Genomic DNA, 25,606 nt, shown 5'->3' with positions numbered 1-25,606 from the left:
CTGCCAACTCTGCGGCCGAGATGTTATTCAGTCCCGTCGTACTTTCGATCCCGTTGATCTCGGCTGCGAGCGTCAGGCGGCGCTGACCGCGCGGGCCAGAGGCTTCGTCGCGATGTTACCGCGTGAGGCGGACGCAGGGTTGGCCGGTTCGTTCTCAAACCGGTCGACTAGCAAACCGTCCTGCATGCGGTAGCATCGATCAGCCCGTTCAGCGATGGCGTCGTCGTGAGTGATCATGACAACGGTGAGACCGTCTTCGGTGTTGAGCTGTCGTAGCAATTGCAGGATCGACTCCCCCGTTTCGGTGTCCAGGTTGCCGGTGGGTTCGTCGGCGAGCAAGAGTTGTGGTTCGCTCATCAGCGATCGTGCGATGGCGACACGCTGCATTTCACCTCCCGACATTTCGCACGGCTTGTGCGTCTTTCGGTCGAGGAGTCCGACGCGGTCGAGCATCGCTTCGGCCCGAGCGGTGAGCGATTTACGCTGACGAAAATAGCCGAGCACGCTGCGCGAGATCATTGCAGGAGCGAGCACGTTTTCCAGAGCCGACAATTCGGGCAACAGGTGATAGAACTGAAAGATGATTCCGATTTCGCGGTTGCGATATTGGTCACGGCCACGGCGCGAAAGATTGTCCACGCGGTTTCCGTCGAACCAAACTTCACCTTCATCGGGTTGGTCGAGCGTTGCCAGGAGATGCATCAGCGTGCTCTTGCCACTGCCGCTGCGACCGACCAAGGCCGACATCTCGCCACGGGCAAATGCCACATCGACGCCGCGAAGAACCGGCAGTTCGATTTGATTCTTGTAGTAGCTCTTTCGGATCCCACGCGCCTGTAGGATCGGAGTGTTGGATGAATTATTCATGAGGGCTACTCGAATCGGAGGGCGGTGACGGGATGCATACGTGCGGCCCGCATGGCAGGCAACACAGAGGCGGCCGTTGCAATGGCAACCGCACCCGCCATCACCCACGCGAGTGTGAATGGGTTCAGGATGGTGGGGATTTCGGTGAAGTAATAGACCGTCGGGTCGAACACTTCTTGGCCGGTGACGCGTTCGATCACACCGGCGACTTCGTTAATGTTGTCGACAAACAGGATGCCCCCGAGCAGACCGACACCACTGCCGACGATGCCCAGTAGCAATCCGTAACTGAGGAAGATGCTCATCACGCCGCTGCCGCTCGCACCCAGGGCTTTAAGGGTGCCGATGTCGCGTGTTTTTTCCACAACGATCATGAAGAACGTCGCCAAAATTCCAAAGCCTGCGACCGCGATAATTAGGAACAGCAAGATGTTCAGAATGGTCGTTTCCAATCGAACCGCGGCGAGCAGTGGCCCCTGCATGTCGCGCCAGGTTTGAATGCTGTATGCAAATTGGTCGGGCGGGAATCGTTTTCGCAGGGCGTCGCGGACCGCATTCAGGTCGGCACCTTCGATCAGTTTGAGTTGAATCGTTGTGACGCTCTTCACGCCCGAGATCGGATCAATCATCCCACGAAATTCTTGGAGTTGGTCCAACCGTACGAAAGCAAACGTGCTGTCGTATTCGCTCATTCCTGATTCATAGAGATCGACAACGGTGAACTTTTGATTGAGGACCTTCGGGTTCTCTGAAGCACTCGGGAACATCATCCGGATGTCATCACCGGGGCGACAATAATAATGGTCGCGGACGTTGCCCGCGTCATCGCGGAGTTTGTTGGAACAGGTTGAAATCCCCAGAATGATGCCGGGGTATTGTTCGGTGGCTGGATCGAAAGTCGCTGCCACGCCACTGGTGTCTCCACCGTTGAGTTCAGGAGGCAAGAGCGGGCCGAGCGAAGGGCCCGCCGAGGCGAGGCTCTCGGGAGAGTCCTCATCGATCAGGCCGTCTTCGGATGCGGAAGAGTCGTTGGGATGCTGGGGCAGGGTGGTGCTGAGTTTTGCGACTTCACGGTCCATCGCTTCGACGCGGGCACGTTCTTCATCGAGAGCACGCTCGTAGGCGACGCGGGCGCGGCGGTAGTGCCATCCCGACGCGGGGAAGTTTTCGCGTGTTTCGGCAAAGCCGGCTTCACGTAAATCAAAGTCGACTTGTTTTTGGTTTTCCGGGTGAATCAGATATCGCCCGAAATGGCTGACCGTATCGTAGGTCTCCGCATCAATCCCGACGAGATTGACGTGCCGTGTGATCAGTTGTCCATTGAAGTCGATGCCCAACATGCTAGGCACGTGAACGCTGACGGAGGCCCCTTCGATATCGTCGCCGACAACGCGGTGGATTTCTGCGAGGTGCGCGTCCGGGTCGGGCATGCCACCGCTGGCATGACACTCGATCAAGATGTCCGAAGCCAATCCATGAAGCCTTTCGTGCATTTCTGCAGAAAAACCTGCCATCACGCTGTTCACCACGATCAGCGTCGCGACGCCGAGGGTGACGCTGATAATCGACGCCAACGCGATGTAGCGGGTGCGTAGATAGCGGAAACAAAGCAGCAAGCGGTACATCCGTGTCCCTTGATACGACAGTAGGCAACTCTAACGAGACCGGGAATTTCGATCTTCGGCGGAGTCTACGCGGCAGGCGTCGCTTGCAACAACGTCAATCTCCGTTCATGATCGGGTGTGAAATGTATACACTTTGCGCCGGCTTCTCGATCCGATTCTGCCATCGATCGCCTATCATGGATGATTTGCAGCCGATATAGAGGTTGCGTTTAGCGGATGCCTACACTGCTGCCTCCCCTTGCCCTTATCTAAAAACAATCATGAACGTCGCACTGTTCGTTCCCTGCTACATCGATCAATTTTTCCCCGATGTCGCGATTTCCACCCTGGAATTGCTGGAGTCGCAGGGGCTTTCGGTTGCCTTTCCCGAAATGCAGACGTGTTGTGGTCAGCCGATGGCCAACACCGGATGCACCGCCGACGCGGCGCCTGTCGCAAGGCAATTTGTTGAGATGTTTTCGGGGTATGACGCGGTCGTGTGTCCGTCGGGCAGCTGCACATCGATGATCCGCAATCACTATTCCGAGTATTTCGCCGACGATGATCAGCGGTTCATCAAGTTGCGGGATTCCACGTTCGAATTATGCGAGTTTTTAGTTGATCGATTGGGAGTTCGCACGATCAAAGGTCGTTTTCCACATCGGGTGAGTGTCCATTCCAGTTGTCACGGGTTGCGGGAGTTGAGGCTCGGTGCGTGTAGTGAACAGATGGTTCCTCGCGAGAACAAATTGCGTATCCTGCTCGAATCGCTCGAGGGAGTGGAAGTGGTTCCGATCAGCCGGCAAGACGAATGCTGTGGTTTCGGCGGCACTTTTGCGGTTACTGAGCGAGAGACGAGCGTCGCAATGGGCGTGGACCGGGTTCAGGATCATGTGCAATCGGGCAGCGAAGTGTTGGTCGCCGGTGACATGAGCTGTTTGATGCACATGCAGGGACTGATTCGACGCCGCGAAATGCCGATGCAAGTCATGCACATTGCCGAAGTGCTCGCGGGAAGACCGCTGCCGACGAAACAGACGGCATCGGCGGCCCGCTGACCATCCGGAGGATGCGGTTTGTTGGTCGTTGTTGGGCTGCGTGTTTCGGTTGAGGTCGATCTTCGTGAAGCAACCCGGCGCAGACACTGTTTCCCCTGTCCCTCCTTATTTCCTGTTTTAATCACCTAGCGATAAAGCTTTATGTCCATCGCACTACCGATCGTTGATCACCCCCAAGCGGCCAAGGATTTCGTTAACAACGTGCCTCGATCGCATTGGCACGACGATTCCCTTTGGTTCGTTCGCACGAAACGCGATCGACAGGCCCAATCGCTGCCCGAGTGGGAGTATTTGAGAGAGACCGCGTCCGCGATCAAGCGGCACACTATCGCCAATTTGCCCGACTATTTGCAGGAATTCGAGGCCAACGCGATTCGAATGGGCGCGGTCGTGCACTGGGCCGCTGACGCCGCTGAGCACAACGAAATCGTGCTCGGTCTGCTGCGAAAAAACAAAACGCACCGGATCATCAAAAGTAAATCGATGCTGACCGAAGAGTGCGGTCTCAACGAATTTCTGATCGATAACGGCATCGATGTTGTCGACACCGACCTCGGCGAGCGAATCGTGCAATTAAGAGGTGAAACGCCCAGCCACATCGTTTTGCCAGCAATTCATATCAAAAAGGAAGAGGTCGGCGAAACGTTTCACCAGCACCTCGGCACTCGCAAAGGAGAGGCTGACCCGCAAGTCTTGACGGAAGCGGCTCGGGGCCATTTGAGGGGGAAATTTTTGGAAGGCGAAGTCGGCATCACCGGAGTCAATTTCGGGATCGCTGAAACCGGGGGGATCGTCGTTTGCACCAATGAGGGCAACGCCGATCTGGGCGTGTCTCTGCCGCGGATCCACATCGCCTGCATGGGGATCGAGAAATTAGTGCCGCGATTTGAGAATCTCGCGGTGTTCACCCGTTTGCTCGCTCGCAGTGCGACCGGCCAGCCGATCACCAGCTACACGTCGCATTTCCACGGACCCCGCGACGAGAACAGCGAACTGCACATTGTGCTGGTCGACAACGGTCGGTCGCGAATCCGTGACAGCGATACGTTCCGGGATGCGTTGAACTGCATCCGTTGCGGGGCATGCATGAACACGTGCCCGGTCTATCGACGCAGCGGTGGACACAGTTACCAGGCGACCGTTCCAGGGCCTATCGGTAGCGTGCTGGGGCCCACGAAAGACATGAAGGCACACAAGAGTTTGCCTTACGCCTGTAGTTTGTGCGGATCCTGCACCGATGTTTGTCCGGTCAAGATTCCGCTGCATCACCAATTGCTCGCTTGGCGAAGCGAGCTAGTCGGGAAGCGTTTGTTGGCGTGGAATAAGCGAGTTGGGATGAAGGCGGCGTCGTGGCTGTTTAGGCACCCGAGGCTGTTTTTCACCGCAGGGTATACCGCTCGCGTAGCGCTGAAATACCTGCCGAAATCTCTCACGCACAACAGGCTCAATGAATGGGCGATCGATCGCGACCTGCCAGATCCCCCTAAACAGAGCTTTCGAGCGTGGTACGCACAGAATCGAAACGTGGCTAAACCGGAGCAACCTGAATGATCGCCGAAGCGTTTGAGAATAGAGAACCGCAGGGCAGCAAACAGTTGATACTCGATCGTCTGCGAGGTCGCGCGGTGCCGTCCGATGGGCTGCCTGAAGTCGATCCGGGGAGGTTGATCAAGTTTGATGACCGTATCCGCCAATTTCAGGAAACGCTCGAATTCGTTGGTGGTGAGAGCCATCTCGTCGACTCGCCCGAACAGGTGCGAGAGATTCTCGAAGGCATCGACGCGTTCTCGAGTGCCGATCGGATTGCATCAACCTACCCTGAGGCGATCGAACCCACCGTCGATTTGGCGAAGGTGAGTGATCCTCATTTGCTATCATCTCTCGGCTGGACAATCGCTCGCGGCGAATTTGCCATCGCCGAGAATGGTGCCATCTGGATCGACGGTGCAACGTTGCCGCATCGTGTGATGATTTTTATCGCGCAGTATTTGGCGATCGTTGTGTCGAGGAGTCAAATCGTCGATCACATGCATGATGCGTATGCGCGGATTGGGGCGCCTAGACCGGGGTTCGGTGTTTTCGTATCCGGGCCGAGCAAAACCGCCGATATCGAGCAATCGCTGGTGCTTGGGGCACACGGTTGTCGCAAATTGCAAGTGTTCTTGACGCCTTGAACTGCTGTTTTCGGCATAATTTTTTCATCAAATGTTCAAAAGCCGTTGACGCTTTCGCGACTCGCCCCTACATTCTCGCCTCCCCACAACAAATGGTTTGTGACGTGGGGTCTCTGTCCGTCGTCATTGAAGTTAGGTTTCGATCGTGTCAACTGGTGCCAGCGAAGTAATCCGCATTCGTATGGAAGCATACGACCATGCTGTTCTGGATCAGAGCGCACGCGATATCGTTGATACCGTCAAGGCTACTGCGAGTATCGTTCACGGTCCGATTCCATTACCGACCCGCATCGAGCGGTACACGGTTTTGTCGAGTCCGTTTGTGAACAAGAAAGCACGGCAGCAATTTGAGATCCGAACGCACAAGCGTTTGGTTGATATCGTCCAGGCTTCGGCCAAGACAATTGAAGCGTTGAATAAACTCAGTCTGCCGGCTGGGGTCGACATCAAGATTAAGGCGTCCGCCCGCTGATCTGGTCCTCGTGACATGGACGCCGCGTTCGGTTGAGTTTACTCTCCCGGGGGTCTGAGCCGTCTTGTTGCCAGTTTGCTCGCTCGGTCAAGAGTGGGTGTTGTTTAGCCGGTCCTCTTCCGCTGCTGTTCAGTGGTGAGAGTTCGTTTGAGTCAGGCTTGTCGCCAATCGTTGGTGGTGAGTTCGTTCATTACTTTTTGCAGTCACGGTTTTCCGTATGGTCGGAAGCTGCGGCGATACCAGTCGAGTTGCTCGCTGAGCGAGTTGGTTCGGTTGGATCGTCGGGCAGTCCCGGAACTCCTAACGAAATCGCAGGTAGCTCGCCGCTTAAACGGCGGGCAGGAATTGTTATGTTACCATCTATTTTAGGCCGAAAAGTGGGGATGACTCAGGTCTTCCTCGAGGACGGCACTGCTGTCCCGGTCACTGTCGTGCAGGCCGGTCCCTGTCATGTGTTGCAGGTTCGCAGTGTCGAGCGAGACGGCTACGAAGCGGTTCAGTTAGGGTTCGAGGACAAGCCTCGTCGTTTGGCTTCGCGAAGTGAGCGTGGTCAAGTTGCGGCGATCGAGAGCAAGCGATCGAAGGTTCGTGCAGCAGCAGGCGTTGAGCTTTCCGCCAAGGCTGATTGTGAACCACAGCGGTTCATTCGCGAGTTCCGTGGTCCCGCCGGTGTCAGTGTCGGTGAAGCGTTGACCGTCGAGCAATTTGCCGATGTTAAGAAGGTTGACGTTACCGGCACGAGCAAGGGTCGCGGTTTCTCAGGTGTTATGAAGCGGCATAACTTCGCCGGGCAGCGTGCATCGCACGGTGTGAAGAAGTGTCACCGCCACGCCGGGGGTACCGGAATGAGTGCCTCGCCAAGTCGCGTGTTCAAGGGCAAGAAGATGCCTGGGCAGTACGGGAATGCCCGTGTGACCACTCGTAATCTCGAAGTTGTCAGTGTTGACACTGAAAACAACTTGTTGCTCCTTCGCGGAGCGGTTCCCGGCCCCAATGGCGGGTTCATTTCTATCCGTCAAACCAACAAAGTCTGAGGGCGGAGATAATGGCAACTATTCCAGTATTGAATGCGTCCGGCAAAGAAGTCGGCACTTACGAGATCGATACCGCTCAGATTGCGGATCGAATCAGTAAGCAATTGCTTCACGACGTCGTTGTGATGTACCAAGCTAATAAGCGTCAAGGTTCCCACAACACGCGGACTCGCGGTCAAGTAAGTGGCACAAACAAGAAGATGTACCGCCAAAAAGGGACGGGTAACGCACGTGCCGGTTCGAAGCGGACGAACGTCCGTCGTGGTGGTGGTGTTGCTCGGACCGTGAAGCCACGTGACTACAGCTATCGTCACCCGAAGAAGGCCATTAAGTTGGCGACCCGCATGGCGATTCGCTCGCGGATCGATGACGGTGAAGTGGTGTTGATCGACGGTTTTGGTATCGAGTCGCCGAAGACGAGCCAAATGGCGTCGGTTCTTCGTAGTCTCGGCCTCGAAGGCGTGACGACCTTGATCGCGACCTCTGAAGATGATTCAGTTGTTTACAAGAGCGGTCGTAATATCGCCGGCGTTTGTGTTGAGCCCGTTCGTCAGCTCAACGCGTTGTCGTTGCTGACACCTAAGAAGGTTCTCTTCACGACTGCCGCATTGGACAAAATTAAAGACGGTACTTTTGCGAGTGCCTCGTCATCGGATTCCAGCCAAGAGGAGACCGTCGCCTAGTTGGGTTTGAGTAAGAGTGTTCTCTTAATCTCAGGTTCCTAGTCGGGAGAAAATTATGTCAGCTATTAAACCTCCTCAGCCAGCCGAGCGAACGATCAAGCTTGAGCCTCACCAGGTTCTGCTTCGTCCACTCGTGACGGAAAAAGGTGTACACCGTGCATCGCGAAATAACCAGTACGCATTTCAGATTCACCGTGATGCAACCAAAATCGACGTGCGTGCCGCCGTCGAAAGTTTGTTCGACGTCAAAGTGACGGCGGTGCGAACTCAGACTCGCAAGGGTAAGTTCCGCCGCTTCCGCAATAAAATGGGCCGCACGGCAGACTGGAAGAAGGCGATTGTTCAACTGCACGAAGATCACCGCATCGACTTCTTTTAAGCGATGTGCGGTTCGGGCCGAGGGCTCTCGAAGCAGTCCTGGTTTGAGAGCCGGCAAAAGTAGACGCGACGTAAACACTTAAAACTTAAAACTCAGATCTCAGTACTGTCTCATGGGCATCCGAATCTACAAGCCGACCAGCGCCGGTCGACGCAATGCGTCGGTCAGCGACTTCAAGGACTTGACGAAGGGCTACAAGCCTGAGCGATCCTTGTTGCGTCCAAAGAAGAAGACGGGCGGTCGAAATAACCAAGGCAAGATTACCGCACGGCATCGTGGTGGTGGTCACAAGCAGATGTATCGCGTCATCGACTTCCGTCGCATCAAAGATGGTGCTGTCGGCGTGGTTGACTCGGTGCAGTATGACCCGAACCGTTCGGCTCGAATCGCATTGCTCAAATACAGCGATGGCGAAAAGCTTTACGTGATCGCTCCCCAAGGCGTCAAAGCGGGCGACCGGTTGGAAAATGGTCCGGACGCATCGCCGACCGTTGGTAATTGCTTGCCGCTGAAGAATATCCCACTGGGTACAGCAGTTTGTTGTATCGAGATGCGAGCCGGTCGTGGTGCAGTGATGTGCCGTTCGGCAGGAACACAGGCGACCTTGCAAGCACGTGAGGCCGACTGGGCACAGTTGTTGTTGCCAAGCGGTGAAGTTCGTCGTGTGCCAAGTGCCTGTCGTGCAACGATTGGCCAAGTCGGTAACAACGATCACATGAATGTCCGCCTCGGTAAAGCCGGTCGGGCACGTTGGCTCGGTCGCCGGCCGCACGTTCGCGGTACTGCGATGAACCCGATCGATCACCCGCACGGTGGTGGTGAAGGTCGTACGAAGGGCGGTCGCCATCCGGTAAGTCCGCAAGGTAAGAGTGCCAAGGGCGGAGCAACGCGTCAGAAGCGTAAGCCGAGCAACTCGTCGATCGTTCGCCGGCGTAAGAGTCGTCGTTATGGTCAATTGAAACTTCACAAGTAGGCCGACCAGCAAACGTCTGAGAATCAATCATGAGTCGAAGTAGTAAAAAGGGTCCTTTTGTAGACCCGAAGTTATTTTTCAAGGTCCAAAAGGCGGCCGAGGCCGGTTCGAGTGAGCCGATCAAGACTTGGTCCCGCGCCTGCACGATCGTGCCTGAATTTGTCAACGTGACCTTCATGGTTCACAACGGTCGCCAACACGTGAAGGTGTTGGTTACCGAAGACATGGTCGGTCACAAGCTCGGCGAGTTTTCACCGACGCGGACTTTCCGCGGACACGGTGGCAAAGGCAAGCGATAAGGTAGGAATCGGTAAACATGTCACAATTCAACGCATATCACAAAAACGCCCGTATCAGCGCACAGAAAGTGCGTCTGGTGGCCAACATGGTCCGTGGCATGTATGCCGACGAAGCGCTCGATACTCTCAAGTATCAACCGCAACGCGGTGCCCGGATGCTCGAGAAGGTTATCAAGAGTGCGGTCGGAAACGCTCAGGATCCCGACCAAAACAACGGTCGTGGGTTCAAGATTGAAGAGTTGGTGGTCACCGACGTTCGCGTCGATGGCGGCCCAATGTTCAAACGAATCCGCCCTCGTGCTCGTGGGATGGCGTTCATGATCAAGAAACGTTCGAGTCACATCCGGGTCGGATTGACACACGTCGACGAAATATAAAGTGATGCCACTGTGGGGACGCGGGTCGAACTGGCCTGTGTCTCTCGGTCGACGTCAATTACGAAAATTGCAAAACATTTACACAGTCCTCAGTCCTTAGCCCACAGAATTTTCACCATGGGTCAAAAAGTCAACCCGATCGCATTTCGAACCGGCGTAACACGCGGTTGGAGCAGTCGTTGGTACGCGTCCAAGCAGGACTACGCGGCTTTGCTGGTCGAAGACAAGAAGATTCGTGATTTCATCACGAAGCACCCCAAGAAAACACAATACAAAGCTGCGGGTATCGATCGTATTGAGATCGAACGTACCCGTGACGAAGTCCGCGTGATGATGTTCGTCGCACGTCCTGGTTTGATTATCGGTAAGAAGGGTCAAGAAATTGAGATCCTTCAGGCTGAGCTTCAGAACCTGGTCGGTCGTCGTATCAACCTGAAGGTGGAAGAAGTCGGCCGTCCCGAGTTGCAAGCTCAACTGGTTGCCGAAGACATCGCTCAACAACTGGCGAAACGATCGAGTTTTCGCCGGACGATGAAACGCTCTCTTGAGCAGACGATGGATGCTGGTGCCAAGGGCATCAAAATTCAAATGGCGGGTCGGCTCGGTGGAGCTGAAATGGCCCGGCGTGAAAAACAAATTGCCGGCTCGATTCCGCTCAGCACACTGCAAGCAAAGATCGATTACGGATTCACCGAAGCGATGACGCCACAGGGGCACATCGGGATTCAGGTGTGGATTAACCAAGGTACTTACGGAGACGACAACGATGGCGTTGATGCCCAAACGGGTCAAGCATCGAAAAAGCCAAAGAGGTCGTATAAAAGGTAACGCGACTCGCGGCAATACGGTCGTTTTTGGCGATTTCGGAATTCAGTCCCTGGACGCCGGATGGATCAAAGCTACAACGATCGAAGCCGGCCGGATCGCAGCCCAGCAATACGTTCGCGGCGAAGGCAAGCTCTACATTCGAATCTTCCCAGACAAGTCAGTGACCAGCACACCGTTGGAAACTCGAATGGGTAAGGGGAAAGGTGAGCCTGACTTCTGGGCCGCGGTCGTCAAGCCGGGAACCATTTTGTACGAACTCAGTGGCGTGACCGAACAGCAAGCAAAAGTTTGTTTCGCTCGTTTGGCCAGCAAGATGCCCGTCAAGGTTCGGTTTGTCGCTCGGCGTCCTGCCTAGGTGGCGGGCCAGCAGGCGACACGACCCAACCAATAACCTCATTCCCTTTTTTCGTTTGTTGAACCGATGACATCATTGACTGAACTTCACGAAATGAGCGATGAGCAGCTCGATGCGACTGCGAAAGAAGCGGCGGAGACACTGTTTCGGCTGCGTTTTCAATCGCAGTCCGAGCGGCTCAATACGCCGAGCGAGATTCGCAAGAACCGACGGTTGATCGCTCGGATCAAAACGATCCAAACCCAACGAGAGCGTGCGACGCAAAACGCGTAAGCATCCTGTCGAATTGAACTAGTAACTCATTGAAGCCGTCCGCGGCTTCACCTGTAATACCCTCCCAATGAATTGTCCGAAACGTCATGCCTAAACGCGTGTTAGCCGGAGTCGTCACCAGCGACAAGATGAACAAGACGCGCCGCGTCGAAATCAATCGCGTGGTCAAGCATCCGAAGTACAAGAAATACCTCCGCCGTCGCACGGTCTGTCATGTCCATGACGAAGACAATGCATCGGGTGTGGGTGATCGTGTCGAGATCATCGAATCAGAGCCATTGAGCAAGCTGAAACGTTGGCGATTGGTGCGTGTTCTCGAGAAGAGCACCGCCGTTGACGTGGTCGCGCTTCGTGCCGCTCGTAAAGAGGCCATGAACGCCGCCGAGAGCGAAACGATCGAGGTCACCCACGCGGGTGAAGGTTCTTCGGACAATGCGTCGTAGGCAATCGAGTCCTATTCCGTGTCGCCCTGGTTGCTCCGCAACGAGGGCCAGACGCCAGTAAAAACATATTTTGTCGTTGAAGTAAATTAAATGATCCAACAAGAATCTCGACTCGACGTTGCGGACAACACCGGTGCTCGTCAAGTGATGTGCATCAAGGTGCTCGGCGGAAGTCGTCGACGTTTTGCGACGGTCGGCGATGTGATCGTTTGCAGTGTCAAAAGCGTCATTCCCGGTAGCGAAGTCAAGAAGAAGTCCGTCGTGCGTGCGGTGATCGTTCGCACCAAGACGCCAACCCGTCGTGCCGACGGCAGTTACATCCGTTTCGATTCCAACGCCGTGGTGTTGGTCGACAAGGATCGTAATCCACGTGGTACGCGGATCTTCGGTGCGGTTGCAAGAGAGCTTCGCGAACAGAAATTTACCAAGATCGTCAGCCTGGCCAACGAAGTCGTGTGAGCTAGGGCTCTCGCCGGTAGCGAACCGCTATCGACCCGAGCCTCAACAAAGACATCGAACAAAACACAACAGCTAAACGCTCAACGCTAATTGCTAAAAGCTACTAACATGAATTTCCGAATTGACGACGAAGTGATCGTGATTGCCGGTGCTGACAAAGGTCATCGCGGGAAGATTATCAAGATCGATCGCGACGCGAAGAAAGTGATCGTCGAAGGTGCCGCCAAGGTTTGGAAGCACGTTCGCCAAAGCCAAAAGAACCCGCAGGGTGGGCGTCTCAGCAAAGAGATGCCGATCAGTGCGAGCAATGTTCTTATCGTCGACCCAACCGATGGTAAGCCAAGCCGTATCGGTTTGCGTTACCTCCCCGACGGTAGCAAAGAACGATTTGCCAAAAGAAGTGGAACGAGCCTCGGCCAAGTTGCCCCCGCCAAAGCGACCCGGGCGTCGAAGTAAAGTTCTTGGTTGCCGAATTATCCGGCGACGACATCAAATTTTAAGTCCCACAGTTTTATAAATCGGCTTGTTGCCTCTCATGTCCAACACGAAACCACGATTGCAGATCCGCTACGAGGAACAAGTCCGCGCAGCTTTGAAGGAACAGTTCGGGTTCAAAAACCCTCACCAGATCCCTCGGCTTGAAAAGATCACCATGAACATGGGGATTGGTGCTGCGGTTGCGGACAAGAAGGTGCTCGACATGGCTGTCGACTCGATGACACAGATCGCTGGCCAAAAGCCGGTATTGACGTTGGCCCGCAAATCGATCGCGACCTTCCGCTTGCGTGAAGGCATGCCGATCGGTTGCATGGTCACCCTGCGTCGACAACGCATGTATGAGTTTCTCGATCGGATCATTTCGGTCGCGTTGCCACGGGTGCGTGACTTTCGCGGAATCAGTCGCACGGCGTTCGATGGTCGTGGCAACTACACCTTGGGTTTGAATGAACAACTGGTGTTCCCCGAACTCAACCCTGACAAGTTTGTTCGGCCACAAGGGATGAACATCAGCTTCATCACTTCGGCCAAGAACAACGACGAAGGCCGGGCGTTGCTCGAGCAATTCGGAATGCCGTTCAAGCAGCCGAAAGAGAAGTCGGGCGCGGCTTAGTGCCGATGTCCTCGTGAATTATTTAGTTTAATACACATCACCGTTACGTTTCCCAGTTGGGCTTTGTTGCCCGCTCCGTTCACCGCAGGTCCTTTCGTGGCAAGCAAATCCAAAATCGCCAAGGCGTCTCGTACGCCCAAGTTTTCCTCACGGAAAGAAAACCGTTGCAACTATTGTGGTCGTCCGCGGTCGGTCTATCGCAAATTCGGTTTGTGCCGCATTTGTTTTCGCTTGAATGCGAACGCCGGGTTGATTCCTGGTGTGCGTAAGGCCAGTTGGTGAGTTTGGAAACAATTAAAGGGAACCCACAGCTATGATGACCGACCCCATTGCCGACATGCTCACACGAATCCGTAACGCGGTTCGTGTAGAACGGCCCTATGTTGATATTCCTGCTAGCCGCGTTAAACGTGGTTTGGCCGACGTCCTGAAGCGTGAAGGCTTCATCTGGGACTGGAAAGAAGAAGACACCGAACCAGTCAAGACGCTGCGATTGGAGCTGAAATACGGCCCCAATGGCGAACGCGTTATTCAAACGATCAAACGAGTCAGCAAGCCTGGTCGTCGGTTGTACTCTCGCAGCAAAGAGTTGCGTCCAGTGCTCGGCGGTCTTGGCATCCGAATTATCAGTACCAGTAAGGGCGTCGTTAGCGACCGGGAAGCTCGCCGAGATAAGATCGGCGGCGAAGTTCTTTGCGAAGTTTCCTGATCCTGCGTTAGTCCTTTCATGACCTCACCAATGTGAGGTCGGTTTCAAACACCCTCCTGTTTCATCAAGCGAATCAGCCATGAGCCGCATCGGTAAAAAGCCCGTCGCGATCCCCGCCGGCGTGTCGATCACGGTTAACGATCGTACGCTCGACGTTGAAGGCCCCAAGGGCAAGTTATCGTTCACGCACCGTCCCGAAGTCAGCGTTGAAGTCGATGCGGACGCCAAGGAAGCCAACGTTTCGCGTGTGGATGACAGTCGTCCTTCCCGCGAGTTCCACGGTCTGACCCGGGCGATTCTGGCGAACATGATCGTCGGAGTGACGCAGGGATACGAGAAGAAACTCGAAATCGTCGGTGTCGGTTATCTCGCTGCGATCAGTGGCGACACACTGCAACTCCGTGTCGGTTTCGCTAACGAATTGCACAAGAAGATCCCTGCCGATCTGACTGTTACCTGTCCTGACCAAACGCACGTTGTGGTTCAGGGATGTGACAAGCAAAAAGTAGGCCAGTTCGCCGCAGACATCCGCTCACTTCGCAAGCCAGAGCCATACAAGGGCAAGGGTGTGCGTTACCAAGGCGAATACGTCAAGATCAAGCCCGGCAAGTCGGCAACCAAATAATCACCCCACCATCACCTGGGATAATGGTTCGAGAAGGAACCTTTTCCCCGAACGGTTTACTGTCATGGATAAGAACAAGAAAATTCAGTCGAAGCGTCTTCGACGCCGCCGTCACGTTCGCAATAAATTGCGTGGCGATGCGACGAAACCACGTCTGTGCATCCAACGGTCGCTGAAGCACTTCGCCTGCCAAGTGATCGATGACGAGCAAGGCAAGACTCTCGTGAGTGCCAGCACACGTGACAAGAGCGTACGCGATCAAGTCAAGCAGGGCGGCAACTGTGACGCAGCGGCCTTGGTTGGTAAGCTGGTTGCTGAGCGTGCCAGCGAAGCCGGTATCAAGTTGGCGCAGCTCGATCGGGGTCACAATAAGTACCACGGTCGTGTGAAAGCGTTCGCGGACGCCGCCCGTGAAGCCGGACTGCAGTTTTAGGTTAAGCAACCTCCATCCCACGTACACAACAATCGCAGTGGCCTAATCGATTGCCCTCTGCAACCCTTCCAGCAGACAAATTGCACACATGAGTAATTCACGCAGCAACAGCCGACGTAACAAGAACGAAGAACCGGGTTTGCCCAGTGATTTGATTGATCGCGTCGTGAAGATCAAGCGTTGTGCGGCCGTGGTTAAAGGCGGTCGCCGATTTAGCTTTGCCGCGATGGTGGTTGTTGGAAATACCAACGGTCAAGTCGGTTGGGGATACGGAAAAGCCAACGAAGTGCCACCGAGTGTTCAGAAAGCGACTAAGCAGGCATCGCGTAGCATGATCCACGTTCCATTGGTTGAAGGTTCGATCCCTCACCAAGTTTGGGGTCACTTCGGTGCGGCCAAGGTTGTCTTGATTCCCGCTGGTGCCGGTACCGGTATCATCGCCGGACAAGCTGTGCGTGCTGTGTGCGAAGCATGTGGTATCCACGACATCCTGACGAAATCCTACGGCACCAACAATCCAGTTACGTTGGTGAAAGCAACGCTCGACGCGATGAGCAAGTTGCGAACCCGTGAGCAGATTGCCGCGCTGCGTGGCATCGCCCCTGAAGACCTCATCGAAGCGTAGTCGCTTTTGGTGAGCCCAACCGTCCAATTTTGAACAACCATCAGAAGGATTGCGAGCGAGAGATTTTCTCGGCCCTGAAGTCCTTTCAAAAGTAGATCTTTTACTATGCAACTCAACGACGTTCATCGCGGCATTACGAAGCACCGCAAACGCAAACGAATTGGTCGGGGTCCTGGTAGCGGCACGGGTAAAACCTCCGGTCGCGGTCACAAGGGACACAAGAGCCGCAGCGGCTACAGCCGGAAGCCAAACTTCCAGGGTGGAGCAATGCCGATGTTCCGCCGCGTGCCGAAACGTGGTTTCAATAACAAGTGGTCAGTCACCGTCTTCGCAGTGAACGTCAGCCGTCTGAACGATGCGTTCAACGATGGTGATACCGTGACACTGCAAACGTTGTCGGACAAGAACCTTGCCAAGGGCACCTTCGATGAAGTGAAGATCCTCGGTGACGGCGAAATCAGCAAGAAGCTGACCGTGCAAGCACACCGTTTCAGCAAGTCGGCTGAGGAAAAGATCACTGCTGCCGGCGGAACGATTGATAAGATCGCCGCGAAGCGAACTCCAGATGAGCGCGTCGCTGATCTGAAGAAGGCAAAAGCCTAATCAAGTTCGATTGCCGGCTTGGCATGGGATGATTTTCCGGCCGAGCTGACATTGATGAGATGAGCAAGGTCGCTCGCGACGGTTGGACATTCGTGTTTGAGCTGTCCTGGCGGTTTGAGCCAAGGCGGTTTCATAACGGATCTCAGCCGCATCGATGGGATAGCGAATGACCGGTGTCGGAGACGCCGAGGAAGCCCCACACGCAAAAGCGTCGTGACGTCGGCGAGGCACTCGTGCCCCAACGATCGCGAACAACCGGACGGCGAGACGGTGCCCAGTCGTCAATCGGCCTAGTCGGTGGTAGTTTCATCCAAACAGTTTATAAATCACTCTCGTGGTGAGGCTCCGGGATCGCTAGACTGCCCGTCTTGCCACTACTGGCCTCACCTTTAACCGATCGACGACGGACAGATCGATGTTGGAAAAGCTTCGAATCATTTTTTCGATTCCTGAATTACGCAAGAAGGTCTTTCTAACGATTGGACTCCTAGCGGTTTATCGAATCGGGTTTCACATCCCGTTGCCGATGATTGCTACCAATCTAGAGGACGCTGCGGGTGGTGGAGCGGCTGACTTCTTCGAGAAGGTCAGTGTTTTTGCCGCCAGCGATTTGCGTCAGGCGACGATCTTCGGCCTCGGAATCATGCCCTACATTTCGGCATCGATTATCTTCCAACTGCTCGGCAGCGTTTACAAGCCGCTCGAAGAGTTGAAGAAGGAAGGTGAAGCCGGACGTAAAAAACTCAATGAGTACACACGGTATCTGACCGTCGTGATCTGCCTCGTGCAGAGTTACATGTATTTGAAATTCATGTTGATGACCGGTGCCGGTGGTCAAAGTAATATCAACCCGTTCTTTATGAACGCGGACCAGCAACTCTACTTCGGCTGGCAAATCGTCGCTGTGTTGACGATGACCACGGGGACGGTGTTCCTCATGTGGCTCGGGGAGCAGATCGACGAATACGGGATCGGCAATGGGATCAGTTTGCTGATCATGGCTGGGATCCTGGCGCAAATGCCGAAGGCACTTTACGAGTTGGTGTTGGGGATGAAGCCCGAATTGACCGGTCTGGCAAAGGGTCAGGTGGGAATTGAAACGCTGATCATCCTGGTGGTCTTGTTCGTCGTTGTGGTGTTCGGAGTGGTGTTCATCACGCTCGGCCAGCGTAAGATTCCAACGCAATCGGCGAAATTTACACGTGGACGCCGCGTTTACGGCGGAACCCGCCAGCACTTGCCGCTGCGTATCAACCAAGCCGGTGTGATGCCGATCATTTTCGCTAGCAGTTTGTTGATGATTCCAGGCGTGTTCTTCGGCTTCCTGGCAGGACAGTTCGATTCGTCGGGACCACTGTTCCGCGGTCTGAATCTGATCAGCCTCACGATGGGCGATCAAACCTCCTACTTTTTTAACCTTCTGTATGTCGGTTTGATTTTCTTCTTCTGCTACTTCTGGACGGCGATCACGTTCAACCCGAAGGAAATGAGCGATAACTTGAAGGAGAGCGGGACGTTCATTCCAGGCTATCGCCCTGGCCGTCGAACGACCGATTACCTTGAGAAGGTGATGGTTCGAATCACTTATGTCGGTGCCGCATTCCTCGGATTGATCGCGATCGTACCAACGATTGTTTACGGATCACTCGGTGTGCCTTACTCCATCGCTGGATTTTACGGTGGTACGGGGCTGTTGATCGCAGTGAGCGTTGCATTCGATTTGGTGCAGAAAATTGATAGCCACCTGGTGATGCGAAATTACCGTGGGCTGCTCGAAGGTGCCGGCGGCGGCACCGCTCCTGTGGTTTAGTGTCGGAGTTGGTCCTAGGTCCTTAATCTGCGGTGCAATTGGGCTTGCAGATATCAGGGACGTAGGAAAACATTCAGTACAATCTGCTGATTGATTGTCCGCAACGGAACGTTGGATGAGCCGAGTCGGCTCGCCCTGTTCCATTGGCTTTTTGAGCGGCGGACTGAGAATGCTCAGGTTGGATTAGCCTGGACGTTTTAGTTAAAGAAGGTACCAGGGCGTGATCGATGTCTGATTACTTGAGCGTCTTGGTAAGATTCGTTTCGTCCAGCGGTCCTGAGCAGTGAAGATCGTCTTTATCGGTCCACCCGGAGCTGGAAAAGGGACGCAGTGTAATTTGCTGAGCAAGCATCTCGGCGTTCCGCATATCAGTACGGGAGAGATGTTACGGTCTCTCGATGCGGAGACAGGCGGGGAGATTCATCTCCGTATCGATCGCGGGCATTTCGCGCCCGACGACTTTATCCTCAAAATGGTAGCCGAACGGTTATCGAAAGATGACTGTCGACGTGGCTTCCTTCTTGACGGGTTCCCACGGACTCTCGTGCAGGCGAAGGCATTTGATGAGGCAATGAGCGAGCCATCGCAGAAGATCGATCATGTGGTACATCTGATCGTTGATGCGAATGAATTGGTGTATCGCCTAGCCCAGCGGTCAAAGACTGGCGCTCGATCGGATGATTCCGCGGAGTTCATCCAAGAGCGATTTCGGATTTATGAAGAGCGAACTGCACCGCTGCTCGAGCACTACGGCGCTCAGGGGCTCGTCCGGGCGGTCGATGCGATGTCGATGCCGGAAGTCGTTTTCGACCGCGTCTGTGATGCCATCAACGTTGGTCGGTGAGCGATCTGGCGACGTGCGGCGATAATCGTGGGTTCGGCTCGGCACGTGTCTGTTAAGAATCGGTCAGTAAACGCTTGCGATTCAAGGGACCGCAGAGTCAGCGCTGGGTGTTGATGACCGATTCGTGAGTCATTTGCCGCCGGATCCCACAACGTCATGGAATCCAACGGCATGATCTGATTGGCGGTCAAGCCAGCGGTTATTGCGATTCGGTTTTCTTGGCGACGAATCGGTAAATTCTTCCTCCGCCCATCATGGTGCTCATGAGGGCTTCTCCGGATTCGGTTTGACCGAATGTGAATACGGGAAGTTGTTGCCACGCGATCGGTCGGTTCTCAGTAACTGCTTTCGTTTCTGGATCGATTTTCATCGCCCACAGTCGACCGCTGACGTAGTCACCATACAGGTAGTAACCTTGAAGATCTGGTGTTTGCTTGCCTCGATAAACGAGTCCACCTGTTACCGATTTACCCCAATCGTCCGTGTGTGGGTATTCGATCAATGGTTCGATCAATCGATCGCTGGGGCCGGACCCCTTGCCGCCTTGCGTAAACGAATGAGCAGCCTCGCGTAGGCTCCAACCGTAGTTGCCGCCTTTGCGAATGATGTTGATTTCTTCCCATTCGTTTTGTCCAACGTCGGCGGCCCAGAGTTCGTTGGTCACGGGGTCGAATGCCATCCGCCAAATGTTGCGAATTCCCCACGCGTAAATTTCCGGCCAAACGTTCGACCGACCGACCAGAGGGTTGTCCTTAGGAATTCCATAGGGAAGGTTTTCATCGCGCGAGTCGACATCGATTCGCAGGACAGATCCGAGAACCTTGCTCATGTCTTGAGCCGAATTCAGTGGGTCGTTTGCTTTGCCGCCATCGCCCAAGGCGATATACAAATAGCCATCAGGTCCGAAGGTGACGGTGCCTCCATTGTGGTTCCAAAACGGCTGTTGGATTTCCATCAATATCCGTTCGCTTTTGGGGTCACCCATTCGGTTTTGTGATCCGTCGGTGGTGTGGAATTCACTCAGGACGGAAACGTGCGGACGTGCGGAAGTGGTGTAGTAGACGTAGAGTCGACCGTTTTGGCTGAATTGCGGATGGAACGTGAGGCCGAGAAAGCCTTCTTCATTCTCGCGGTCTTTGTAGATGACCCGGTCGCTTAGGTCGAGGAACAGATTCGGTTCTTCGACCTGCGTATCGTCCTGATCGAAATAGTAAATCTCACCTGTTTGGCTGGCGACGAACAGTCGCCCGCTACCATCGCCTGCACCGGTCATCATGATTGGGCGACTGATGCGAAGGTTGGGATAGGCTTCAACGACTTCGATCGGCATCGGCTCGGTATTCAAATGAGCAGGTGGATCGGCCAGGTTGATGGTTTGAGTGGACGGTTGGACATCTTCGGCACAGGCATTGTTGTTTGCATGTTCTGTGGTGAGGGTTGTACCGGTGGTTATACAAACGATCACCGCCGTGCGGGTCGACGAGATGATTGAGCGGTAGATTGATGTATTCATGCTGAATTAAAAGTGTTTCTTTAACGGGGGATTGGTTGGGTTCGGGCGTATTTTAACTGACTGAGTTAATCGAATGCGAAAGGGGGCGGTAATACGAATTCGATTTCGCGTCCTTTGGATTGAGGCGTTATCTTCCTTTCTTTATGAGTACTTTTCACTATGTCTACTATGCACTCTGAATCTGAACCCTGCGAGGTTGCGACTAATGTCAGTTTCGCTGATTTTCCGCTCGATAAATTGGTCGAGGATGTTGGTCGTGAATCAAGATTGAGCCGCTGTGAAGACTACTGGCCTGCGGGGGCCTGGTACCACTGCATGCAAGCGGGGGTGCCACGCTGGTTTACTCCGGCGTCGAAGGGCGAGATCGGACTTGGCGGTTGGGGCTGGACTCCTGCGGAGCGACTCAAGGGATTGATGGCGATTGCATCGGCGGATTTGACGACCGCTTTTGTGCTGACTCAGTTCGTGGCGGCGATCAGCCGGATGGTCGAGAGCGACAATACTTTACTGCATGAACAAGTGTTACCGGAACTGATGACCGGCGAACAATTTGCAACGGTTGGTATTAGTCATTTAGCGACGAGCCGGCAGCATTTGAGCCGTCCCGTTTTGCGGGCGGAACCGGTTCACGCGACATCGGAAGAGTGGGCGGGTGAGCCTCACGCATACCAACTCGACGGAATCGCTCCGTGGGTGACCGGAGTCGGTGTTGCCGATGTCGTCGTCGTGGGAGCGGTTTGTGATGATGGCCAGGAAATCTTGTTCGCCGTTCCGGTCGACTTACCGGGGATCCAGTGCGGTGAGGGCGCTTCGTTGGTGGCGCTCTCTGGCAGTGGTACTGATCAATTGGAGTTCAATCGCGTTACGATCGGCAGCGAGTGGATCGTTTCGGGGCCTCGCGATCCGGCGAATCGTGTGAGCAGCAGTGCAGCACCCAACGGCGGGACCGGGTCTCTGCAGACGTCAGCATTGGCGATCGGTTTGTCTCGTTCAGCGATAGGTTATCTACGCCGAAATGCAGAGCAGCGGGCCTCGTTGCTGGGACCTACCGAAGCTTTCGAAGCTGAATTGCAGGACCTCGAACGGCAACTGTTGTCAGCGGCCGAGGGAGAACCTGGTTTAGATGCCACGCAGATTCGTAGCCATGCCAACGATTTGGTCATTCGTTCGACGCAGGCTGCGTTGGTTGCCGCTAAGGGGACGGGATATGTGCAGAATCACAGCGTCGGACGCTGGTGCCGCGAGGCGTTGTTCTTTCTGGTATGGTCTTGTCCGAATGAGTTGACTATGTCGCATGTATGTGAATTATCAGGAATGGCTTCGTGAAAAAAGTGACGTCGCCGGCGATCGAGTGGCTGCAAACGCAATGGGAAAGCCCGGTGGGCTTGTTGAGGATCAGCGTCAGCGAAAATCCCGATGGTCATGCCCGGTGCATTGGTTTGTACTTTTGCGACCATCATCCGGAGCCGAAGAATTGGCGATCCGAGATGAGCAGCCTCGAGTGGGATCAACGCGACGCCACAAGACGAATTGTTGAGCAGTTGCAGGCGTATTTCGATGGTGCGAGTAGCACCTTTCGCACGCATTGCGAATTTTCAGGGACCGAGTTTCAGTTGCAAGTTTGGAGGCAGCTCCAATTGATTCCTCCGGGAGAAACTCGCAGCTACAGCCAAATCGCGGAATCGATCGGGCGACCAGCGGCGGTTCGAGCCGTTGGGGCGGCAATCGCCCGAAATCCGATTTCGATCATGGTTCCCTGTCACCGCGTGGTATCGCGGGGGGGCGGGTTGGCTGGATTTGCCGGGGGATTGGACCGCAAGCGTTTCTTGTTGGACCATGAAGCGGTCGCATTTGGCCAAGACTCGCTGCTATCGCACGCGAGCGTTTGATTAGGACAGGTCGCGTCCCATGCGTCGTTGCAACCACCGCCGTGCTGATGCGGTGGGGCCGTTTGAGACGCCTAAGCTCGATTTTGATGTCCCGACGGAATGCTCGATAATCCGTTGCCGTGTTTTGGCGAGAATGCGATCACACTTGGGGCACGTCGCCGGTGGGCTGGCCACACGGACGTCTTCGCAGTGCGGGCAGTAGTGTTCGATGGTCGGGCGTCTCGCCGCCTCAAAAAGGCCACCGACTTCGCTCGCAGCGAACCACGGCGAGTCATCTTTGCGGACCATCGTTTCTGCCAAAACGTTGCCGTCACGTACTAACGAAAGCAACTCGGCCGGTTTGAGCGGGCCGAGTTCCTCGTGTTCTCGTTGTACGTACCAAGCGGTCATCGGGATGATCGGGGCAATTGAAAAAAGGACGTCAGATGGATTCGATATGGAGGCTACGTCGACGGCGTTCGGTTCGACGCACATCATCGATCAATCCAGAAACCTCACTCACCTTATCGATACCGATGAGACGCAATTCGGGATCCGAACGGTCCGAACTCGTGATGTTGATGGAGCCAACACCGAAGAGCCTCTGGACGGGGCCCTGTTCGTAGCTGACATCGTCAATATCGATGACTTCGATACGGTCGGTACGCCGGGTTAGCAATCCCGTTTTATGAATGAAACGCTGGCTGGTCAATTCGTAGTGGAACCCCAAACGCATACGAGCGTAATTTGCCGCGACCAAAAGCCACAGAATTACGATAATACCCAACGCGACGGAGAGGGACAGTTGGGGGACCATGAAGGCCCCAATTAGCAGGCCGACGGAGACTACGGTTAGCCCGATCCACCATCCAACCATGGCTTTGGGGCTGTATCCGCCACTCCAAAGGGATTCTTCGGGATCGTGATCTTCGAGGGATTCACGTCGGCTGGCGACTTCCTGTTCGAATCGTTCCCGTGGTGAGCGGTTTCGATTTAGGCTCGGATCCACCGTACCCTTGCCTGTCGTCTCGGGGCGTTTTTCGGTCGAGGACGTTTCCGCGTGGGGGGACTTCTCCGCGGTGCCTGTGGGATCCGCCATGGGGCGTTGATCGTTAGCAGGGGCGTCGTCGGGATGCTCAGATTCGCTCATGGGAGGGTGCTTGGGGCGTCAGGATGATCGAAAAAGTGACCGACTCCGCGAACAACGCGGAGGGGCGTTGGCGAGTCAGGGACCGAATTGTGTCAGGGAACGCATCGGTTGCCATGGGGTAATAGGGCCCGATGGAATATAACACAGGGCTCAGAATCTCGTGAGAGTCTTGTATTTTCTCCCGATCCGTCGTCCCCGTTCGCTTTTTTGGAATCAAACCCCCGTCATGCGTTGTCCGTTCTGTCATTCCGATAACGACAAAGTGCTCGATTCGCGATCTGCCCAGGCCGGATATCGGGTGCGTCGCAAACGGGTTTGCCAAGAATGCGGGCGTCGGTTTGTGACGATGGAGCACATCGAGGCGTTGAATGTTCGCGTGGTGAAGAGTGACGAAACCCGGGAACCGTTCGATCGAGAGAAGATTCGACGGGGGATCGAACGAGCCTGTTCGAAGCGGTCGGTGCCGAGCGAGACGATCGAAGCCACCGTTCAAAGTATCGAAGCGGCGATTTATGCCGAGTTCGATTTTGAGATCCCGGCGGAAAAGATTGGTGAGGTCGTTCTGCGATTTCTCGCGACTGTCGACGAAGTTGCTTACATTCGGTTCGCGAGTGTTTATCGTGAGTTTTCTGATGCGAAGGATTTCTTGAGAATCATTTCCGTTTTGGACAAGAGTCGGGAAGAGAGCAGGGAACCGATCGCGACGTCAAAATCACCCTCCGTGTCTGGCACGTCAGTCCCGTCTGAACGTTCTCGGGCTACCGCGACGAAGGCCAGCGGAGGTGATTCGGGAAATAACAAATCGCCTGACAAAGAGAAGCGATCGAAATTGAAGAAGAAATCACGTGCCGCCGGGGAACGTTCATGAGACGTACACCGCTGGCTTGGAAGAATCTCGTCAACGAACCCCGACGACTCTTTTTAGCTGCAGCCGGCGTCGGCTTTGCCGCCGTTTTGATGTTCACGCAGAACGGTTTCCGAAACGCGTTGCTCGACAGTCCGGTCCAGTTGATCGAATTGATGGAGTGCGACTTGGTTGCGATCAGTCCCGCGAGATACATGTTGCCGGTGGATCAGCGGTTTCCAAAAGATCTACTGCGTCGAGCAATGTCGGATCCCGCGGTCAGTGAGGTCGAACCGTTATTGATCGAGTTGTGGTTGGCACAGGTCCGTGTCGCGGGCAAAAAATCCAGGCCGATTCGCGTTGTCTCGGTGCCCGAACCGGGGTGGTTGAAAATCCGAGGATTGAGCGAGGTCCGGCATAAATTGCAGCCGCCTGGTGCAACGTTGATCGATAGCAAGACGCGCAGCGAATATGGGTTCGCCAACGATGACGCTGAACTCGCCTCACAGGTTATTGAGTTGGCGGGCAAACGGATTCATGTTGTCGGCAGGGTCACGATCGGGACCGACTTTGCCAACGAAGGCACGTTGATGGTTCAAGAACGCGAGTTCGCGGAGTACTTTCCGATTCGTGGCAATGGAAGGCCGCTCGAAGTCGTGGACGTCGGAATGATTCGCATTCATGAGGGTGAGGACCCAGCCAAGGTTGCGGCCCGTTTGACGGAGCTAGCACCGCGGATGTGGCGGGTTCTGAGTCGAGAAGATTTGCAGCGGCAAGAGACCGATTTCTGGAAAGGACAAACGCCCGTCGGAAAGATTTTTTTGATTGGAACAGTGATGGGATTCGTCGTCGGCGTGATCATTTGCTACCAGATTTTGTTTACCAGCTTGCAGGATGCGATGCCGGAGTTTGCGACTCTCAAGGCGATGGGATATCCGAACCGTTATTTCATCGGTCTGGTGACGCAGCAGTCAGTCTACTTGTCTTTGTTTGGCTTTATCCCCGCCGTCATTGTGACATGGGGATTGTTTTGGGGACTGGAGCATTTTTCGGGTCTGCCGATGCGATTGACCATACCGCGAGGGTTGTTGGTTCTCGGGCTGACGACATCGATGTGTCTGATCAGCGGTCTGTTGGCACTTCGTAAATTGCTGCGTGCCGATCCGGCGAGTCTCTTTTGACGCAGTGCTCGT

At 54.9% G+C, this 25,606-nt stretch carries 33 protein-coding genes and 1 pseudogene; 29 read left to right on the top strand and 5 right to left on the bottom strand.

The genetic code is table 11. The features are described from left to right. Positions 1–72: 72 nt before the first annotated feature. Positions 73–867, bottom strand: a complete 795-nt coding sequence (locus FHS27_RS19970; RefSeq protein WP_009104950.1) for an ABC transporter ATP-binding protein — start codon at positions 865–867, stop codon at positions 73–75. 5 nt (positions 868–872) lie between these two features. Continuing rightward, positions 873–2,492, bottom strand: a complete 1,620-nt coding sequence (locus tag FHS27_RS19965) for an ABC transporter permease (RefSeq protein WP_184306608.1) — start codon at positions 2,490–2,492, stop codon at positions 873–875. Positions 2,493–2,752: 260 nt separating this feature from the next. Between FHS27_RS19965 and FHS27_RS19960 the strand changes: the two genes are divergently transcribed. The 25 genes from FHS27_RS19960 (at position 2,753) to FHS27_RS19840 (ending at position 19,038) form a co-directional block, all read left to right on the top strand. Continuing rightward, positions 2,753–3,529, top strand: a complete 777-nt coding sequence (locus FHS27_RS19960; protein ID WP_184306607.1) for a (Fe-S)-binding protein — start codon at positions 2,753–2,755, stop codon at positions 3,527–3,529. 141 nt (positions 3,530–3,670) lie between these two features. Further along, positions 3,671–5,080 (top strand): lactate utilization protein B, encoded by a 1,410-nt coding sequence (locus tag FHS27_RS19955; protein WP_184306606.1) that lies wholly within the window; start codon positions 3,671–3,673, stop codon positions 5,078–5,080. Further along, positions 5,077–5,703, top strand: coding sequence for a LutC/YkgG family protein (locus tag FHS27_RS19950; RefSeq protein WP_184306605.1), 627 nt, complete (start codon positions 5,077–5,079; stop codon positions 5,701–5,703). Before FHS27_RS19955 ends, FHS27_RS19950 begins: the two co-directional genes overlap by 4 nt. Positions 5,704–5,848: 145 nt before the next feature. Continuing rightward, complete coding sequence (gene rpsJ, locus FHS27_RS19945; protein ID WP_083905006.1) at positions 5,849–6,175, top strand: 30S ribosomal protein S10; 327 nt, start codon at positions 5,849–5,851, stop codon at positions 6,173–6,175. A gap of 383 nt (positions 6,176–6,558) precedes the next feature. Next, positions 6,559–7,209 carry a 50S ribosomal protein L3 gene (gene rplC, locus FHS27_RS19940; RefSeq protein WP_246420330.1) on the top strand — a complete coding sequence of 217 codons (651 nt, stop codon included), beginning with the start codon at positions 6,559–6,561 and terminating at the stop codon, positions 7,207–7,209. Between the two features lie 11 nt (positions 7,210–7,220). Continuing rightward, on the top strand, positions 7,221–7,892 hold the full coding sequence (rplD, locus tag FHS27_RS19935; RefSeq protein ID WP_009104935.1) for a 50S ribosomal protein L4: 672 nt from the start codon (positions 7,221–7,223) through the stop codon (positions 7,890–7,892). A 55-nt stretch (positions 7,893–7,947) separates the two neighbouring features. After that, entirely contained in the window at positions 7,948–8,271 is a 324-nt protein-coding gene (rplW, locus tag FHS27_RS19930) for a 50S ribosomal protein L23 (protein WP_044257306.1), read from the top strand. Between the two features lie 112 nt (positions 8,272–8,383). Beyond that, complete coding sequence (gene rplB / locus FHS27_RS19925; protein WP_184306603.1) at positions 8,384–9,244, top strand: 50S ribosomal protein L2; 861 nt, start codon at positions 8,384–8,386, stop codon at positions 9,242–9,244. Between the two features lie 29 nt (positions 9,245–9,273). Beyond that, on the top strand, positions 9,274–9,543 hold the full coding sequence (gene rpsS, locus FHS27_RS19920) for a 30S ribosomal protein S19 (RefSeq protein ID WP_044257302.1): 270 nt from the start codon (positions 9,274–9,276) through the stop codon (positions 9,541–9,543). 17 nt (positions 9,544–9,560) lie between these two features. Further along, the gene (gene rplV, locus FHS27_RS19915; RefSeq protein ID WP_083905005.1) at positions 9,561–9,920 is read left to right on the top strand and encodes a 50S ribosomal protein L22; all 360 of its coding nucleotides are present in this window, start codon (positions 9,561–9,563) and stop codon (positions 9,918–9,920) included. Positions 9,921–10,037: 117 nt separating this feature from the next. Beyond that, the gene (gene rpsC, locus FHS27_RS19910; RefSeq protein ID WP_009104928.1) at positions 10,038–10,748 is read left to right on the top strand and encodes a 30S ribosomal protein S3; all 711 of its coding nucleotides are present in this window, start codon (positions 10,038–10,040) and stop codon (positions 10,746–10,748) included. Continuing rightward, a complete protein-coding gene (gene rplP / locus FHS27_RS19905) occupies positions 10,696–11,103 on the top strand; it encodes a 50S ribosomal protein L16 (RefSeq protein WP_255325535.1) in 408 nt (135 codons plus the stop codon). The genes rpsC and rplP overlap by 53 nt, the downstream gene beginning before the upstream one ends. 66 nt (positions 11,104–11,169) lie before the next feature. Continuing rightward, positions 11,170–11,376 (top strand): 50S ribosomal protein L29, encoded by a 207-nt coding sequence (gene rpmC / locus FHS27_RS19900; protein ID WP_009104924.1) that lies wholly within the window; start codon positions 11,170–11,172, stop codon positions 11,374–11,376. Positions 11,377–11,462: 86 nt separating this feature from the next. Then, positions 11,463–11,819: a 30S ribosomal protein S17 gene (gene rpsQ / locus FHS27_RS19895; RefSeq protein WP_009104922.1), complete on the top strand. Its 357-nt coding sequence runs from the start codon at positions 11,463–11,465 to the stop codon at positions 11,817–11,819. A gap of 90 nt (positions 11,820–11,909) precedes the next feature. After that, on the top strand, positions 11,910–12,278 hold the full coding sequence (gene rplN, locus FHS27_RS19890) for a 50S ribosomal protein L14 (protein ID WP_009104920.1): 369 nt from the start codon (positions 11,910–11,912) through the stop codon (positions 12,276–12,278). Between the two features lie 108 nt (positions 12,279–12,386). Next, positions 12,387–12,734 carry a 50S ribosomal protein L24 gene (gene rplX / locus FHS27_RS19885; protein ID WP_009104918.1) on the top strand — a complete coding sequence of 116 codons (348 nt, stop codon included), beginning with the start codon at positions 12,387–12,389 and terminating at the stop codon, positions 12,732–12,734. A 79-nt stretch (positions 12,735–12,813) separates the two neighbouring features. Then, a complete protein-coding gene (rplE, locus tag FHS27_RS19880) occupies positions 12,814–13,389 on the top strand; it encodes a 50S ribosomal protein L5 (protein ID WP_009104915.1) in 576 nt (191 codons plus the stop codon). 96 nt (positions 13,390–13,485) lie between these two features. Beyond that, positions 13,486–13,671, top strand: a complete 186-nt coding sequence (locus tag FHS27_RS19875) for a type Z 30S ribosomal protein S14 (protein WP_008674324.1) — start codon at positions 13,486–13,488, stop codon at positions 13,669–13,671. 31 nt (positions 13,672–13,702) lie between these two features. Continuing rightward, positions 13,703–14,098, top strand: a complete 396-nt coding sequence (gene rpsH / locus FHS27_RS19870) for a 30S ribosomal protein S8 (protein ID WP_009104912.1) — start codon at positions 13,703–13,705, stop codon at positions 14,096–14,098. Between the two features lie 79 nt (positions 14,099–14,177). Next, a complete protein-coding gene (rplF, locus tag FHS27_RS19865; RefSeq protein ID WP_184306602.1) occupies positions 14,178–14,723 on the top strand; it encodes a 50S ribosomal protein L6 in 546 nt (181 codons plus the stop codon). A 64-nt stretch (positions 14,724–14,787) separates the two neighbouring features. Beyond that, positions 14,788–15,156: a 50S ribosomal protein L18 gene (gene rplR, locus FHS27_RS19860; protein WP_009104908.1), complete on the top strand. Its 369-nt coding sequence runs from the start codon at positions 14,788–14,790 to the stop codon at positions 15,154–15,156. An 88-nt stretch (positions 15,157–15,244) separates the two neighbouring features. Then, on the top strand, positions 15,245–15,781 hold the full coding sequence (gene rpsE, locus FHS27_RS19855) for a 30S ribosomal protein S5 (RefSeq protein WP_184306601.1): 537 nt from the start codon (positions 15,245–15,247) through the stop codon (positions 15,779–15,781). A 105-nt stretch (positions 15,782–15,886) separates the two neighbouring features. Continuing rightward, a complete protein-coding gene (rplO, locus tag FHS27_RS19850) occupies positions 15,887–16,384 on the top strand; it encodes a 50S ribosomal protein L15 (protein WP_009104905.1) in 498 nt (165 codons plus the stop codon). A gap of 415 nt (positions 16,385–16,799) precedes the next feature. Next, positions 16,800–18,194: a preprotein translocase subunit SecY gene (gene secY / locus FHS27_RS19845; protein ID WP_184306600.1), complete on the top strand. Its 1,395-nt coding sequence runs from the start codon at positions 16,800–16,802 to the stop codon at positions 18,192–18,194. A gap of 283 nt (positions 18,195–18,477) precedes the next feature. Beyond that, on the top strand, positions 18,478–19,038 hold the full coding sequence (locus tag FHS27_RS19840) for an adenylate kinase (RefSeq protein WP_184306599.1): 561 nt from the start codon (positions 18,478–18,480) through the stop codon (positions 19,036–19,038). A 199-nt stretch (positions 19,039–19,237) separates the two neighbouring features. Here the strand turns inward: FHS27_RS19840 and FHS27_RS19835 are convergent, their stop codons facing one another. After that, on the bottom strand, positions 19,238–20,551 hold the full coding sequence (locus FHS27_RS19835; RefSeq protein ID WP_184306598.1) for a PQQ-dependent sugar dehydrogenase: 1,314 nt from the start codon (positions 20,549–20,551) through the stop codon (positions 19,238–19,240). Between the two features lie 159 nt (positions 20,552–20,710). On the opposite strand from FHS27_RS19835, the gene FHS27_RS19830 reads away from it, so the two are divergent. Together FHS27_RS19830 and FHS27_RS19825 are read left to right on the top strand one after the other, a co-directional pair. After that, positions 20,711–21,877 carry an acyl-CoA dehydrogenase family protein gene (locus tag FHS27_RS19830; protein ID WP_246420304.1) on the top strand — a complete coding sequence of 389 codons (1,167 nt, stop codon included), beginning with the start codon at positions 20,711–20,713 and terminating at the stop codon, positions 21,875–21,877. Then, positions 21,874–22,440 (top strand): methylated-DNA--[protein]-cysteine S-methyltransferase, encoded by a 567-nt coding sequence (locus tag FHS27_RS19825; protein ID WP_184306597.1) that lies wholly within the window; start codon positions 21,874–21,876, stop codon positions 22,438–22,440. Before FHS27_RS19830 ends, FHS27_RS19825 begins: the two co-directional genes overlap by 4 nt. Here the strand turns inward: FHS27_RS19825 and FHS27_RS19820 are convergent, their stop codons facing one another. Both FHS27_RS19820 and FHS27_RS19815 read right to left on the bottom strand, forming a co-directional pair. Further along, positions 22,441–22,830, bottom strand: a complete 390-nt coding sequence (locus FHS27_RS19820) for a DUF4339 domain-containing protein (RefSeq protein WP_184306596.1) — start codon at positions 22,828–22,830, stop codon at positions 22,441–22,443. It abuts the gene before it with no gap. Positions 22,831–22,861: 31 nt separating this feature from the next. Next, on the bottom strand, positions 22,862–23,569 hold the full coding sequence (locus FHS27_RS19815) for a PH domain-containing protein (RefSeq protein ID WP_184306595.1): 708 nt from the start codon (positions 23,567–23,569) through the stop codon (positions 22,862–22,864). A 226-nt stretch (positions 23,570–23,795) separates the two neighbouring features. Here FHS27_RS19815 and nrdR point away from each other — a divergent pair. Together nrdR and FHS27_RS19805 are read left to right on the top strand one after the other, a co-directional pair. Further along, positions 23,796–24,251, top strand: a pseudogene (gene nrdR, locus FHS27_RS19810) (transcriptional regulator NrdR); the annotation flags it as partial. A 182-nt stretch (positions 24,252–24,433) separates the two neighbouring features. Continuing rightward, positions 24,434–25,594, top strand: a complete 1,161-nt coding sequence (locus FHS27_RS19805; protein WP_184306593.1) for an FtsX-like permease family protein — start codon at positions 24,434–24,436, stop codon at positions 25,592–25,594. Positions 25,595–25,606: the final 12 nt, after the last annotated feature.

It is taken from the genome of Aporhodopirellula rubra (assembly GCF_014192335.1).
GTDB classification, from domain to species: domain Bacteria; phylum Planctomycetota; class Planctomycetia; order Pirellulales; family Pirellulaceae; genus Rhodopirellula; species Rhodopirellula rubra.
Note: the sequence above shows the minus strand (reverse complement) of the source record. Positions and strands in the feature narration are given on the sequence as shown.

Coding starts and splice junctions, on each gene's coding strand:
- FHS27_RS19970 (WP_009104950.1), bottom strand. CDS start 867: ATGAATAATTCATCCAACACTCCGATCCTACAGGCGCGTGGGATCCGA.
- FHS27_RS19965 (WP_184306608.1), bottom strand. CDS start 2,492: ATGTACCGCTTGCTGCTTTGTTTCCGCTATCTACGCACCCGCTACATC.
- FHS27_RS19960 (WP_184306607.1), top strand. CDS start 2,753: ATGAACGTCGCACTGTTCGTTCCCTGCTACATCGATCAATTTTTCCCC.
- FHS27_RS19955 (WP_184306606.1), top strand. CDS start 3,671: ATGTCCATCGCACTACCGATCGTTGATCACCCCCAAGCGGCCAAGGAT.
- FHS27_RS19950 (WP_184306605.1), top strand. CDS start 5,077: ATGATCGCCGAAGCGTTTGAGAATAGAGAACCGCAGGGCAGCAAACAG.
- rplC (WP_246420330.1), top strand. CDS start 6,559: ATGACTCAGGTCTTCCTCGAGGACGGCACTGCTGTCCCGGTCACTGTC.
- rplD (WP_009104935.1), top strand. CDS start 7,221: ATGGCAACTATTCCAGTATTGAATGCGTCCGGCAAAGAAGTCGGCACT.
- rplW (WP_044257306.1), top strand. CDS start 7,948: ATGTCAGCTATTAAACCTCCTCAGCCAGCCGAGCGAACGATCAAGCTT.
- rplB (WP_184306603.1), top strand. CDS start 8,384: ATGGGCATCCGAATCTACAAGCCGACCAGCGCCGGTCGACGCAATGCG.
- rpsS (WP_044257302.1), top strand. CDS start 9,274: ATGAGTCGAAGTAGTAAAAAGGGTCCTTTTGTAGACCCGAAGTTATTT.
- rplV (WP_083905005.1), top strand. CDS start 9,561: ATGTCACAATTCAACGCATATCACAAAAACGCCCGTATCAGCGCACAG.
- rpsC (WP_009104928.1), top strand. CDS start 10,038: ATGGGTCAAAAAGTCAACCCGATCGCATTTCGAACCGGCGTAACACGC.
- rplP (WP_255325535.1), top strand. CDS start 10,696: ATGCCCAAACGGGTCAAGCATCGAAAAAGCCAAAGAGGTCGTATAAAA.
- rpmC (WP_009104924.1), top strand. CDS start 11,170: ATGACATCATTGACTGAACTTCACGAAATGAGCGATGAGCAGCTCGAT.
- rpsQ (WP_009104922.1), top strand. CDS start 11,463: ATGCCTAAACGCGTGTTAGCCGGAGTCGTCACCAGCGACAAGATGAAC.
- rplN (WP_009104920.1), top strand. CDS start 11,910: ATGATCCAACAAGAATCTCGACTCGACGTTGCGGACAACACCGGTGCT.
- rplX (WP_009104918.1), top strand. CDS start 12,387: ATGAATTTCCGAATTGACGACGAAGTGATCGTGATTGCCGGTGCTGAC.
- rplE (WP_009104915.1), top strand. CDS start 12,814: ATGTCCAACACGAAACCACGATTGCAGATCCGCTACGAGGAACAAGTC.
- rpsH (WP_009104912.1), top strand. CDS start 13,703: ATGATGACCGACCCCATTGCCGACATGCTCACACGAATCCGTAACGCG.
- rplF (WP_184306602.1), top strand. CDS start 14,178: ATGAGCCGCATCGGTAAAAAGCCCGTCGCGATCCCCGCCGGCGTGTCG.
- rplR (WP_009104908.1), top strand. CDS start 14,788: ATGGATAAGAACAAGAAAATTCAGTCGAAGCGTCTTCGACGCCGCCGT.
- rpsE (WP_184306601.1), top strand. CDS start 15,245: ATGAGTAATTCACGCAGCAACAGCCGACGTAACAAGAACGAAGAACCG.
- rplO (WP_009104905.1), top strand. CDS start 15,887: ATGCAACTCAACGACGTTCATCGCGGCATTACGAAGCACCGCAAACGC.
- secY (WP_184306600.1), top strand. CDS start 16,800: ATGTTGGAAAAGCTTCGAATCATTTTTTCGATTCCTGAATTACGCAAG.
- FHS27_RS19835 (WP_184306598.1), bottom strand. CDS start 20,551: ATGAATACATCAATCTACCGCTCAATCATCTCGTCGACCCGCACGGCG.
- FHS27_RS19830 (WP_246420304.1), top strand. CDS start 20,711: ATGTCTACTATGCACTCTGAATCTGAACCCTGCGAGGTTGCGACTAAT.
- FHS27_RS19820 (WP_184306596.1), bottom strand. CDS start 22,830: ATGACCGCTTGGTACGTACAACGAGAACACGAGGAACTCGGCCCGCTC.
- FHS27_RS19815 (WP_184306595.1), bottom strand. CDS start 23,569: ATGAGCGAATCTGAGCATCCCGACGACGCCCCTGCTAACGATCAACGC.
- FHS27_RS19805 (WP_184306593.1), top strand. CDS start 24,434: ATGAGACGTACACCGCTGGCTTGGAAGAATCTCGTCAACGAACCCCGA.